This window comes from Amycolatopsis sp. NPDC114484, assembly GCF_055633755.1.
The window spans coordinates 48,586-61,564 of the sequence record NZ_JBVKDQ010000014.1; the positions used below are offsets into that span (position 1 = coordinate 48,586).

The 12,979-nt window shown below is 71.4% G+C and carries 10 protein-coding genes; 2 read left to right on the forward strand and 8 right to left on the reverse strand.

From position 1 onward, the window contains the following. Positions 1 to 836 precede the first annotated feature (836 nt). Positions 837 to 1,847 carry a DHH family phosphoesterase gene (locus ACZ7SW_RS29820; protein WP_470233686.1) on the reverse strand — a complete coding sequence of 337 codons (1,011 nt, stop codon included), beginning with the start codon at positions 1,845 to 1,847 and terminating at the stop codon, positions 837 to 839. Between the two features lie 25 nt (positions 1,848 to 1,872). Between ACZ7SW_RS29820 and ACZ7SW_RS29825 the strand changes: the two genes are divergently transcribed. Together ACZ7SW_RS29825 and ACZ7SW_RS29830 are read left to right on the forward strand one after the other, a co-directional pair. Beyond that, the gene (locus ACZ7SW_RS29825) at positions 1,873 to 2,907 is read left to right on the forward strand and encodes a TRM11 family SAM-dependent methyltransferase (protein WP_470233687.1); all 1,035 of its coding nucleotides are present in this window, start codon (positions 1,873 to 1,875) and stop codon (positions 2,905 to 2,907) included. 165 nt (positions 2,908 to 3,072) lie between these two features. After that, on the forward strand, positions 3,073 to 6,060 hold the full coding sequence (locus ACZ7SW_RS29830; RefSeq protein WP_470233688.1) for a hypothetical protein: 2,988 nt from the start codon (positions 3,073 to 3,075) through the stop codon (positions 6,058 to 6,060). Positions 6,061 to 6,161: 101 nt separating this feature from the next. Here the strand turns inward: ACZ7SW_RS29830 and ACZ7SW_RS29835 are convergent, their stop codons facing one another. From ACZ7SW_RS29835 to rimP, 7 genes are all read right to left on the reverse strand, one after another. Next, positions 6,162 to 6,995 (reverse strand): alpha/beta hydrolase, encoded by an 834-nt coding sequence (locus ACZ7SW_RS29835; protein WP_470233689.1) that lies wholly within the window; start codon positions 6,993 to 6,995, stop codon positions 6,162 to 6,164. A 4-nt stretch (positions 6,996 to 6,999) separates the two neighbouring features. Further along, positions 7,000 to 7,473, reverse strand: a complete 474-nt coding sequence (rbfA, locus tag ACZ7SW_RS29840; protein ID WP_470233690.1) for a 30S ribosome-binding factor RbfA — start codon at positions 7,471 to 7,473, stop codon at positions 7,000 to 7,002. Between the two features lie 34 nt (positions 7,474 to 7,507). Next, positions 7,508 to 7,801, reverse strand: coding sequence for a DUF503 domain-containing protein (locus ACZ7SW_RS29845; RefSeq protein WP_037812533.1), 294 nt, complete (start codon positions 7,799 to 7,801; stop codon positions 7,508 to 7,510). Positions 7,802 to 7,866: 65 nt separating this feature from the next. After that, the gene (gene infB, locus ACZ7SW_RS29850; RefSeq protein ID WP_470233853.1) at positions 7,867 to 10,836 is read right to left on the reverse strand and encodes a translation initiation factor IF-2; all 2,970 of its coding nucleotides are present in this window, start codon (positions 10,834 to 10,836) and stop codon (positions 7,867 to 7,869) included. Positions 10,837 to 10,924: 88 nt separating this feature from the next. Further along, a complete protein-coding gene (locus ACZ7SW_RS29855) occupies positions 10,925 to 11,194 on the reverse strand; it encodes a YlxR family protein (protein WP_470233691.1) in 270 nt (89 codons plus the stop codon). A gap of 122 nt (positions 11,195 to 11,316) precedes the next feature. Next, positions 11,317 to 12,375 carry a transcription termination factor NusA gene (gene nusA, locus ACZ7SW_RS29860; RefSeq protein WP_470233692.1) on the reverse strand — a complete coding sequence of 353 codons (1,059 nt, stop codon included), beginning with the start codon at positions 12,373 to 12,375 and terminating at the stop codon, positions 11,317 to 11,319. Further along, positions 12,372 to 12,890, reverse strand: a complete 519-nt coding sequence (rimP, locus tag ACZ7SW_RS29865) for a ribosome maturation factor RimP (protein ID WP_470233693.1) — start codon at positions 12,888 to 12,890, stop codon at positions 12,372 to 12,374. The genes nusA and rimP overlap by 4 nt, the downstream gene beginning before the upstream one ends. Between the last annotated feature and the right edge of the window lie 89 nt (positions 12,891 to 12,979).

The window sequence follows — 12,979 nt, forward strand, 5'->3', positions numbered from 1 at the left end:
TGGCTTCGGCTGTGGGCATGCTGGACGGGCATGCCTGGGAGCGCGGCGGCGGACCGGCCGGGTGTCGGGCGGGGGCGGACGTTCGGCTAGTTCGGCTTCGGCTGCGGGCATGCCGGACGGGCACACCGGGGAGCGCGCGGCGGACCGGCCGCGCCTCGGGCAGGGCGGACATCCGGCTAGCTCGGCTGCGGCTGCGGCTGCGGCTGCGGCTGCGGCTGCGGGCATGATGGACGGGCATGCCGCGGAGCGCGCGGCGAACCGGCCGCGCCTCGGACAGTGCAGACATCCGGCTAGCTCGGCTCCGGCGGCGGGCATCTCGGACGGGCATGCCTGAGAGCGAGGCGGACTGGCAGCGGCCCGGGCAGGGCGGACATTCGGCCAGCTCAGCTCCGGCTGCGGGCATGCCGGAAAGCACACCTGCGAGCACAGCCAACCAGCCGTGTCTCGGACGGGGAGGACATTCGACCAGTTGCGGCTGCGGCTGCGGGCATGCTGCGGAGCGCGCGGCAGATCCGGTCGCGCCTCGGACAGAGCAGACGTTCGGCTAGCTCAACTCCGGCTCCGAGCATACTGGACAGGCATGCCGCGGAGCGCGCGGCGAACCGGCCGTGCCTCGGGCAGGGCGGACATTCGGCTAGCTCAGCTCTGGCGGCGAGCACACCGGACGAGCACCCCGGCAAGCCCGGCCAACCCAGCCGCATCTCGGAGCAAACAGCCAGTCCGCAGCCGGTCCCCGCATCTCCCGCGGACAGCAATCGCAGGCCGCCGGGATGCAGACGCGTGTCGGGAAACAGGCCTTAGAAGCGCTGCCGAACCTCCGCCACCCGCCCGCCGATTCAGGAAGCTCGCAGCAGCGGCGCCCTCCCCAACGCCTCCCGCAGCCGGTCCAGTACCTCATCCGCCGGGCCTTCCGCCGTGCATCCCGCCGCCATCCGGTGGCCTCCCCCGTCGAACTCCGCGGCGGCCGCGGATACGTCGAGGTCACCCGCCGAGCGCAACGAGACCGTCCACACTGGACCGGGTCCGGCTTCCTTCAGCACTGCCGCGACGCCGGCCTCTCGAGTAGCGCGCACCACGTCGATCACCGATTCGACCTCTTCGAGCCGTACCGTCGCCGCGGCGGCCGCTCGCACCACCGTGTGGACGAAGCCGAATCCTTGCGCCCCTTCGGGTTCCAGGCGGGCCTCGGACAGAACCGTCGACAGCATCGGCAGCCACGCGAACGGGTGATCGTCGACGATTCGGCGGGCTACCTCGCCAGGGTCGGCGCCCGCTTCGAGGAGGCGCGCCGCGATTCGGTGCGTTTCGGGGCTTGCCCGGCGGAAGCCGCTCGTGTCGGTGACTACCCCGGCGTACAGGCAGCGCGCGGCGGCCGCGTCAAGGTCGACGCCCATTGCCTCGATGATGCGCGTGACCAGGATCGCCGTCGCCTCGGCGGTCTCGTCCACGACGTGGTGGGTGCCGTAGCGGCCGTTCGTCGCGTGGTGGTCGACGACCAGGACCGGAGCGCCCGTGTCACGAACCGCGGCGACCCGCGGGGCGAGCCTGCCGAGGCGGGCCAGGGTCGGGGTGTCCAGTGCGATCAGCAGGCCGTCGGTCGGCGGGAGGTCTTCGACCGGAGTGATCAGGCCGTCGACGTCCAGCCAGGCCAGCGTTTCCGGGGCCTCGTCCGGCTCGCCGAAAGCGACTCGCACACGAGCGCCGCCGCGATGCAGCACGTGGCCTAGGGCCAGCGCGCTGCCGAGGGCGTCCGCGTCCGGGCGCACGTGTCCGAGCAGCGTCACGTCGGTGGCCCCGGCCAGCAGTGCGGCGGCGGCCTCGATGTCCTGTACCAGGGAAGCTGTCACGAAGTGTCACGCTACGCTCTGCGGGATGCCTGAGTACGCGATCCTCGTTCTTCCTTCCGCCAACCGCGTGTACGCCGCGTCGTCGCCGGCACTGCTGCGCGCCGAGCTGGCGGCCTTCGGCACCGGTCTTTCCGCCGAGGTGTCGGCGATCGAAGAGATCGAACTCGGCGGAGTCGGGTACGTGAAATTCGCCTGCGCGGCCCCTCTCGGTGAGCGAGACCTGGCGCTGCTGTCGAACCTGTCCTCGCTGTACGCCCTGTTCGAACTGGGCGACGGCGTGCTGCGGCCAGTCGCCGTGCACCCGCTGGCGAAGGCCGACTCGGACCTGCTGACCATCCAGAAGTACCCGGGCAAGACCAACGAGCAGTTCACCAAACTGCTGCTCAACCTCACCCTGCTGGCGACCGCGCGACCGGCGGACTGGCCGGACCGCGAACTGCACGTGCTCGACCCCCTGTGCGGCCGCGGAACGACGCTCAACCAGGCCGTGATGTACGGCTTCGACGCCACCGGCCTGGACGTCGACGAGCGCGATTTCGAAGCGTACGAACAGTTCGTGAAGACGTGGTTGCGCACGAAACGCGTGAAGCACACCGCGGAGACCGGGCAGCTGCGCCGCAACAAGGCCCGCCTCGGGCGTCGGCTGGACATCGAGTACGCGTTCGACAAGGACGACTACAAGGCCGGCCGCACCCGTCGGCTCAGCTACCTCAACGCGGACACCCTGACCACCGACGAGGTCCTTCGGCCGGCCTCGGTGGACCTCATCGTGACCGACGCGCCGTATGGCGTGCAGCACGGCAGCCACCGCGACACCGGCCTCGCCCGCAGCCCGCGCGACCTCCTCGCGGCGGCGGTCCCGGTGTGGAACCGGGTGCTGCGACCGGGCGGGGCGCTGGGGATCTCGTGGAACACGCACGTGCTGCCGCGCGAGGAACTGGTGGCGATCCTGGAACGCGCGGGGCTGGCGGTGCGATCGGGCGGGCCGTACGAGGAGCTGGCGCACCGGGTGGACCAGGCGATCGTGCGAGATCTCGTGGTGGCGGGAAAGCCGGTCTGAATTCGCGCCGGGCATTGTTGTTACAGCGCGCAGACGACATTCACCGGATGGTGTGAAAGCCGGATAGCACGGACGAATCGCCGCCCCGCTTTCAGCGCTCAGAGTTGACCGTTCGTCGCATCAAGCCTCCCGTGGCGCATTTCATCGGGCAGGGTCGGCCTTGAAATGGACACGACACCAGAGCGAATCCCGCCCGTGGCGGCCGAGGCAGTCGAATGGGTGACCTGCCTTCCGCGTCAGCTGGAAATTGCCCCGTTGAGCGAGGCCGGTCAGCCCGACGAGTCCTTGCCCTACCTGACTTCCTATTGCCGTCGTGCCCACGATCGCGCGGTGGCGTCCATCGTCGAGGCCGCCGCACGCGGGACGAGCGGAATCGTCACGGTCGTTGGCGGACCAGCAACAGGGAAGAAACGCACGCTATGGGAAGCCGCGCGCACCCAGGGCGCCGACGGGCAATTCCTGCTCTACGGCTGGAAAATCTGGCCTGGTCTCAGCCCGCGCAACCCGGAGGAACTGCTGGCGAGCGTGAAGGGATTCAAGGAGAAAACTGTCGTGTGGCTTCATTCCGCGGAGCGCTACTTTTCCGTGGGCGGCCACGAAAAAGGCAATGAAGTTGCCGACAGTCTGCGGAATCGGCTGCTCGATGCCAAGCGTGCGCCGATTCTGATTCTCGCGAGCCTCACCCCGGAGCATTGGCAGGACCTCACCGCGCCGCCGGAAGGGGGCGTCGATCGCTCGCACGTCCACTTGCTGCTGCAAGGCACCAGCATCACGGTGCCCGACACCTTCGCCGAGACCGAGGTCGCCCGGGCACTCCGTTCCGCTGATCCGCGGGTCTCCGAAGCAGCGGCGAACGCGCCGAACGGCCAGGTGATCCAGACCGTCGTCGCCGGACCGGCGCTCCGCACGTACTGCCAGCGGATCAGTCCGCCCGCTCGCGCGATGCTGGATTTCGTGATCCAGGCCCGGCACGCCGGCCACGGCCCATCGATGTCCCGGACGCTCCTCCGCCAGGGGGCGCAAGCCTTTCCCGACGGACCGGACACCGACGAGCGGTTCGGCAGAGCGCTGAAAGAACTGACGACGCCCGTACGCGGTGGCGCCACGGTGCTGGTCAAAGAGGCGAAAGCGGATGCCTATCGGCTCGCCCCGTTTCTCGATCAGCTGTACGTGGCCGAGGCGCCGAAGCCGATCCTTCCGCGCGCGAGCCTGTGGCCCGTGCTGCTGGAAACCGTTGCCGGACAAGACAGTCTCGACCTCGCCCGGGAATGCGGACGACGCCATCTCCTGGAGCTGAGCGCCCAGTTCTCCCTGAAGAGCGACCTGCCCCAGGCGCGCCTCGAACTCGCCGCGATGCTGGCGAAAGCCGGACGGATCGACGAGGCGATCGCCCAGTACCAGATGCTCACGCGGATCGGCGCCGACGTCGAGGAGGCGATCAACCAGGGGGCGAATATTCTCTTCGCGGCCGAGCGCGAGAAAGACGTCCTGGACTGGCTGGGCCCGCTCGCCGAAACGGGAAGCCGTTCGGCCGCGTTGCACGTCGAGGCCGCCCATACCCGGTGCGGCCAGCCGGAACTGGCGCTGGCCGTGCACCGCCGGCGGGCGGAGAACGGCGACCTGCGATCGGCGGCCTACGTGGCGGCGAGCATGGTCTCGCCCGAGAACCTGGTCGATTCCCATGGTGCGCTGTCCGCCGAGGACCTGGAGACCCAGCGGGTCCGCCGCCGGAAAGAACTCGACAAAGCGGTGCGCTGGCTGACCGGGCTGGCCGGGCGGCTCGGGTGCGACCTGCTGCCCCTGATCACTGACCTGACCCTGGACGCTTTCGGGATCGACGCGGCGCTGGAGATGCTTTCCGCGGAGGCGACCGACTACGACCTGCACGGCGCGTACTTGCTGGGCGCCGAAGCACTGTCCGCCGCCGGGCGGGCCGAGGAAGCACTGAGGTGGGTGGAGTCGGCGCGGCGGCACGGGGTCTCCGGCAGCGCCTCGGTAGCGGCGCGGGTGAATCTGCGCGCCCGCCTGCTCGACGCCGCCCAGCAGTGCGCGCTCGAATCCGCGGCGGAGGGAGACGCGGCTCCGCTGATCGAGGTCGGCGACGCCTTCGTCAACTCCGATCCCCCGCTGCCGGAACGAGCGCTCAAGTGCTACGAGGAGGTGGCGTCCTGCGACGAGACGGCCGCCTTGCGAGCCGCTGCGCTCGCCGCGGCCCAGCACGGCATGCCCGACAAGGCCTACGGTTACTACCGGCGGGCGAACCTGGCCGGCCGCGCACTGGATCCGGCCGAGCTCGTCCGGTTGCTCTGCGCTGCCGGGAAGGTCGCCGAGGCGTTGGAATGGTACGTCGGCACGGTTTCGCCGGAGCCGGGCTCGCTCGCCCCGATCGCCCGGCATATCAGGGATTTCCCCGAGGCGGTGACGGTGGCCGACGCCGTCCAGTCCCGCAAGAACCTCCCGCGGTGGCAGGCGCTGGCCTGGGTGGCCGACGAACTCCTCGACGCTCGCGCCGGGGGAACCGACCGGGCGACGGTGAGCGGGAACGGCCCGCACCACGCGACCCCCTCGCGGCTGGTGCTGGCGGGCCGTCTCTACAAGGAAGCTGCCAAATCGGGGACCCCGCGGGTCGAGGAACGAGCCGTCCGCCTGCTGATGGACGCGCGCAACTTCGTCGAGGCCGTGCGGCTGATCCGCTCGGGCCACGCGACGGTGCCGCGGCGGCTGCGGGCGCCGCTGGCGGAGGCCCTCGCCGGGCACGGCGCGCTGAAGGAGGCCGAACAGCTGCTCGACGAACTCCTCGACGAGGACGACTTCAGCGCCGCCGCCGGGGTCGCTCGGGGATTCAACCTGCACGAGGAGTACTTCAAAGCGCAAGACATCGCCGAGCGCGGGGCGCGCGGCGGGGACGTCGAATGCTATGTGCTGCTGGGAGATCTCCGCCGCGGCGCGGGCGAGCAGACCAGGGTGCTCGACCTCTACTGCCTCGCGCTGGCCCACGGCCATCCCGGCGCGCGCCTCCGGATCAACCACATCCTCGACGCGGCGGACGGTCGCGCCTGGGAGCACCGGCAGTTGCGCAGGTACGGCCTCGATCCGCGCGGGGAAATCGCGCCGGACTGGGAGATTCCGGCGCCAGGAGCCGACGGCGAGTGAGCGCGAAGCCGCCCCGTCCCGCGCTCGTTCTCTGGTCACATCTGAAAGCCTGGTGTTACCAATTGCCTACACAACCCCGGCCACCCGAACCGGTGATCCCGCTACTTCAGCCGCGGCCCGATGAACCGCAGCACCTCCGGCAGGACGCCCCGCCAGTACTCCGAGGTGTGCTCCCCCGGCGTGATCCGCGAGACCTCCGGCTTGGCGCTGCTGATCAGCTTGCGGTTGGCGGCCAGGAACGGATCGCCGTCGCCGCACCACACGCCGAGGCCGCGCGTCGGGAGTTCGTCCACGTGCTGCAGCGGGTCGGCGGCGGTCCAGTCGTTCTGGGACGGGAAGATGTGCCGGGTGCGCGCTTCGGGCCAGGTGCGGAACAGGGCCGCGCTGCAGGTGGCCACCGCGGTCACGTCGCGGCGGCGGCGGGCGAGGTTCAGGGCTCCGAAGCCGCCCATCGAAATGCCGAGGACTCCGGTCATCGGGCGGAGGCCGGCCTCGGAGAGCCAGCCGGGGAGTTCGTCGGCGAGCATGCGGCGCGGGTCGTCGTCGCCGTCGGGGACCCAGTAGTGGCTGCCGTCGACCGCGACGACCGCGAACGGCGGGACGCCGGACCGCACCGCGGCGGTGAGCGCCGCGGGCAGGTCCAGGTCCAGGAAGGTGCGGGCGTTCGACCCGCGGCCGTGCAGTGCGACGCAGACCGGCAGGCCGGTGGTGGGGACGCCCTCGGGCGTCATCAGCACTACGTCCACGTCCCGGCCGCGGGCCGCGGAGCGCCTGCGGTGGATCGTGATCGACGCCTTCAGGGGCGACGGGCTGGAGGCCGGGGCAGCCGAGGACGGCGCAGCCACCGGGGCGGAGCGCCCGGAGCAGGCGGAGACGAGCGCCGCGGCACTGCCGAACAGCAGGCCGCGTCGCGTGACACCGGGCTTTGACCGCATCGTTTCAGCCGCGCGTCTCCTCTTCTGCTTGCTCCTCGTCCTCTTCGGCACGAGGAGCCTTGTAAGGGTCCGCGTCGCCCGCGGGCTGGGCGCCGGTCGCCCGGCGGGCCACCTCGGCGTCCGACTCGCGGGCCTTCGCGAGCAGTTCTTCGATGCGGCGCGCGTCGTCCGGGACACTGTCCGCGATGAAGGTGAGCGTCGGGGTGTAGCGGACGCCGGTGCCCTGTCCCACCTTGGTGCGCAGGACGCCGCGCGCGGCTTCCAGCGCGGCGGCGGCGCTGGCGAAGTCCGGCTCCGCGTCGAGGCTTTCGCCCAGCACCGTGTAGTACACCGTGGCGTCGTGCAGGTCCGCAGTGACGCGGGCGTCGGTGATGGTCACCGAGCCCAGTCGCGGGTCCTTGACGTCGTGTTCGATCGCCGAGGCCACGATCTGCGAGATCCGCTTGGCGAGCTTGCGCGCTCGAGCGGGATCGGCCATGGCTGAGGTCTCCTTCTCCGGATTTCCGGGTGTTCTAGTCGTCCGGGCCGAGCAGCCGGCGGCGCGCGGAGAGCAGTTCGAACTCGGGGCGTCCGGCCGCGAACCGCTCGCACGCGTCGAGCACGTCCCGGATGTGCTCGCCGTCGGGGGCGACCGCGGCGACGCCGATGAGCGCGCGCCGGTGCAGGTCCAGATGTCCCGCCTCGGCGACCGAGACGGAAAACCGCTTCCGCAGTTCGGCCACCACGGGCCGCACCACGGATCGTTTCTGCTTCAACGAATGCACGTCGTCGAGCAGCAGGTCGAGCTCGAGGGCTCCGACAAACATAGGCAGCGAAGTTGAGCCGCGAGGGCGGTCCGGGGTGCGCGCCTGGCGCACCCCGGACCGGTCACTCACGCACGGGGCTTCTCCCGCTGTTCGTAGGTCTCGATCACGTCGTCGACCTTGATGTCGCTGTACGAGCCCAGCGTGAGACCGCACTCGTACCCTTCCCGGACCTCGACCACGTCGTCCTTGAACCGGCGCAGCGAGTTGATCGGCAGGTTCTGCGCCACGACGTTGCCGTCGCGCAGGAGGCGGGCCCTGGCGTTGCGCCGGATCTCGCCGGACATGACCAGGCAACCCGCGATCGTGCCGATCTTGGAGGACTTGAAGACGTCCCGGACCTCGGCGCGGCCCAGCTCGACCTCTTCGTACTCCGGCTTGAGCATGCCCTTCAGGGCCTGCTCGATCTCCTCGATCGCCTGGTAGATGACCGTGTAGTAGCGCACGTCGACGCCCTCGCGGGTGGCCCGCTCGGTCGCCTTGCCCTGCGCCCGGACGTTGAACCCGAGGACGATCGCGTCGGACGCGGTCGCCAGGTCGATGTCCGATTCGGTCACGCCGCCGACGCCGCGGTGCACCACGTTCAGCTCGACGTCTTCGCCGACGTCCAGCTGCAGCAGCGCCGCTTCGAGCGCCTCGACGGTACCCGAGTTGTCACCCTTGATGATCAGGTTGAGGCTGCTCGTCTCCTTCAGGGCGGAGTCGAGGTCCTCGAGGCTGACCCGCTTGCGGCGCGACGCGTTGAGCGCGTTGCGGGTGCGGGCGGAGCGGCGCTCGGCGATCTGCCGGGCGACGCGGTCCTCGTCGACCACCAGGAAGGTGTCGCCCGCTCCCGGCACCGAGGTGAACCCGATGACCTGGACCGGACGCGAGGGCAGCGCCTCGGTGACGTCCTCGTTGTGCTCGTCGACCATCCGGCGGACGCGGCCGTAGGCGTCGCCCGCCACGACCGAGTCGCCCACGCGCAGCGTGCCGCGCTGGACCAGGACGGTGGCCACCGGGCCGCGGCCGCGGTCGAGGTGCGCCTCGATCGCGACGCCCTGTGCCTCCATGTCCGGGTTGGCCCGGAGGTCCAGAGCGGCGTCCGCGGTCAGCAGGATCGCCTCGAGCAGCCCGTCGATGTTGATGTTCTCCCGCGCGGAGATCTCGACGAACATCGTGTCGCCGCCGTACTCCTCGGCGATGAGGTTGTACTCGGTGAGCTGCTGCCGGATCTTGTCCGGGTTCGCGCCCTCCTTGTCGATCTTGTTGATCGCGACCACGATCGGGGCCTTGGCGGCCTGCGCGTGGTTGATCGCCTCCACCGTCTGCGGCATGACGCCGTCGTCGGCCGCCACCACGATCACCGCGATGTCGGTCGAGTTCGCGCCTCGGGCACGCATGGCGGTGAACGCCTCGTGGCCCGGGGTGTCGATGAAGGTGATCAGGCGCGGGTTGCCCTCGAGCTCGGTCTCGATCTGGTAGGCGCCGATGTGCTGGGTGATCCCGCCGGCCTCGCTCTCGCGGACCTTCGTCTTGCGGATCGTGTCCAGCAGCCGCGTCTTGCCGTGGTCGACGTGTCCCATGATGGTGACGACCGGCGGCCGGACCTGCAGGTCCTCCTCGCCGCCGGCGTCGTCGCCGTAGGTGATGTCGAAGGTCTCGAGCAGCTCGCGGTCCTCCTCCTCGGGGGAGACGACCTGGACGACGTAGTTCATCTCGCCGCCGAGCAGCTCGAGGATGTCGTCCGACACGGACTGCGTCGCGGTGACCATCTCGCCGAGGTGGAAGAGCACCTGCACCAGCGAAGCCGGGTTGGCGTCGATCTTCTCGGCGAAGTCGGTCAGCGAAGCGCCGCGCGGCAGCCGGATCGTCTCGCCCTGCCCCTTGGGCAGGCGGACGCCGCCGACGCTGGGCGCCTGCATGTTGTCCATGTATTCCTGGCGCTTCTGCCGCTTCGACTTGCGGCCCTTGCGCGAGGGCCCGCCGGGACGGCCGAAGGCACCGGCCGTGCCGCCGCGGCCGCCGGGGCCGCCACGACCGCCGCCGCCGCGGAAACCGCCGCCGCCCGCCGGGGCGCCACCGCCGCCGCCGGGACGGAAGCCGCCGCCGCCACCGCCGCCGCCACCGGGACGGAAGCCGCCGCCACCGCCGCCGCCACCGGGACCGCCGCGGAAACCGCCGCCGCCACCGCCGCCGCCAGGACGACCGCCGCCGCCACCGGGACGACCGCCGCCGCCGCCAGGACCGCCTCGGCCGCCTGCCGGTCCGGCCGGACGGGCGCGGCCCGGCATCATGCCGGGGTTCGGGCGCGGGGGCATGTTGCCCGGGCTCGGCCGGTTGCCGCCGCCCTGCCCGCCGCCGGGACGCGGCGGACGCTCTCCGCCGCCCTGGCCGCCGCCCGGACGCGGGGGACGGTCGCCGCCGCCCTGGCCGGGGCCGGGACGCTGGGCGGGCGGGCGCGGAGCCGGGGAACCGGAGCCGACGCCGAACGGGTTGTTGCCGACCCGCGGGGTGCGCGGACCGGGCTTGGGACCGCCGGGCTTCGGGCCCTGCGGCTTGGGCGGCACGACGGAACCGGCCGACGCCGCGTCCTGCTGCTTCGGGGCCTGCTTGGGCGCGGCGGGCTCGGCCTTGGCGGCCGGGACCTCCTGCGCCGGGGCCGGCTGGGCCGGAGCGGGCGGGCGCGGACCGGGACGCGGGCCGCCGGGCTTCGGGCCCGGGGACGCGGCCGGCTTCACGGCCTGCGGGCCCGGCTTGACGGCCGGGGCCTGCTGCTGCGCGGGAGCCGGCTGGGCCGGGGCCTGCGCGGGCGCGCTCTGCTGCGGGGCGGGCGGCTTCGGGGCCGCCGGGGCCGGGGGCCGCGGTCCCGGCGTGGGGCCGGGCTTCTTCCCGCCCTTGGCGGGGTACGCGTCGCGGAGCCGGCGGGCGACGGGCGCCTCGACGGTGGACGACGCGGACTTCACGAACTCGCCCTGCTCCTTCAGCTTGGCGAGAACTTCTTTGCTGGTGATCCCGAGCTCCTTAGCGAGCTCGTGTACACGGGCCTTGCCTGGCACAGCTCTCCTCATCTAGGGGAGGCCAGGCGGGGACCCGCTGACCTCGTCCTTATCGTCGCGCGTTCATGGCTTCAGCTTCACGGCTGACTCATGACGGGTCGACCTGCTTCCTTGTATCCCGCGACCCCGGGTGTGTCCCGGAGTCGTCGTCCGCGGCGAACGCCGCGTGGTCGTGCAGCCCCGCGGCCTCGAGCGCGCCCTGGGCCCGAAGAGCCCGGGGGAACGCCCGCTTCCGCTCGGCTTTGGCCAGGCAGTCCGTTCCGGGGTGCAGCCACGCTCCCCGGCCCGGCAGCCGCCGACGTTCGTCGACGACCAGCCGCCCGTCCGCCGCGACCACGCGCAGCAGTTCACCGGTCAAGTCCCGTTTCCGGCAGCCGACACACGTGCGCACCGGTGACTGCCGGTGACGCTGGAGGTCGGGGGTGTCCCCAGTGGCCCTTCGCGGGACTTGAACCGTTGTCGAGTCTAGCGCCTGCACCTTCAGTCGGCCGAACCGGTCGCCGCGGCGGGCCGCGCCTGGCCGGCGTGGTCTTGCTCACCCTCGGCCGGACCGGCCGGCTCGGCGGGCGCCGCGTCGCTCCGGATGTCGATCCGCCAGCCGGTGAGGCGGGCCGCCAGCCGGGCGTTCTGGCCTTCCTTGCCGATCGCGAGCGACAGCTGGAAGTCCGGCACGACGACCCTCGCCGTCTTGGCCCGCTCGTCCACGACACGTACCGAGACAACCTTCGCCGGCGACAATGCATTCCCGACGAACTTGGCCGGGTCGTCGGACCAGTCGATGATGTCGATCTTCTCGCCGGCCAGCTCGCTCATCACGTTGCGCACGCGCGCGCCCACCGGGCCGATGCAGGCGCCCTTGGCGTTCACGCCGGGGATGGTGGAGCGCACGGCGATCTTCGACCGGTGCCCCGGTTCGCGGGCGACCGCGGCGATCTCGACGGTGCCGTCGGCGATCTCCGGGACCTCCAGCGCGAACAGCTTGCGCACGAGGTTCGGGTGCGAGCGCGACAGCATGATCTGCGGGCCGCGGTTGCTGCGCGAAACGCCGAACACGAACGCCTTGATCCGGGTGCCGTGCTCGTAGGACTCCCCCGCGACCTGTTCGGCCTGCGGCAGCACGCCCTCGGTGTCGCCGACCTGGATCACGACCATGCCGCGGGCGTTGGCGCGCGCGTCGCGCTGCACCACGCCGGCCACGATCTCGCCCTCCTTGGCGGAGAACTCGCCGTAGGTCTTCTCGTGCTCGGCGTCGCGCAGCCGCTGCAGGATGACCTGGCGCGCGGTGGTGGCGGCGATCCGGCCGAAGCCCTCGGGGGTGTCGTCCCACTCCTCGTCGACCTGGCCCTCGGAGGTGAGGGTGTGCGCGAGGACGCGGACGAGGCCGGTCTTGCGGTCGATGTCGATGCGGGCGTGCGGCTGGTGGCCCTCGGTGTGCTTGTAGGCGGTGAGCAGTGCGGTCTCGATGGCCTCGATGACCGTGTCGAAGGGGATGTCCTTGTCCCGTTCGATCGCCCGCAGCGCGGCGATGTCCACGTTCACTTCGACTCCTCCTTCTTCTCGTCTTCGTCCGCGGTCAACGTTTTCAAGTCTTCCGCGGGGGGTTGTTTGAATTCGACTTCCACCACGGCCTTCGCGACGGACTGGTAGTGCACGTCCTCGATCCGGCCGTCCACGAGCACGCGCACGCTCTTCTCGCCGGCGTGCCCGACGCGGGCGAGGTAGGCGGAGCCCTCGACAGGAGTGATCTTGACGAGGCGGAACCGGGCGCGCCGCCAGTGCCGCCGCTGGGTGAGCGGCCGGTCGAGGCCCGGAGAGGTGACTTCGAGCGTGTAGGCGCTCGCCAGCACGTGCTCGTTCTCGTCGAGTGCGGCCGAGACGGTGCGGCTGACTTCCGCGACCTCGTCCAGCCCGACGCCGTCGTCGGAGTCGACGACCACCTTCACCAGCTGTCGCCGTCCGGCTTGCTGCACCTCGAGCGAGTCGAGGTCGAAGCCCGCGGTCGTGACGGCTTCGGCCACGATCGGCTCCAGCCGGCTGGCGAGTTCGTTGGGCACGTGGAGCACTCCTGTTCGGCCGTCGTGACGCGGGCTGGTCACGGCTGTGGTCGGTGAAGGTCAAGCTTATCCTGCGCCCCCGCCAGGAC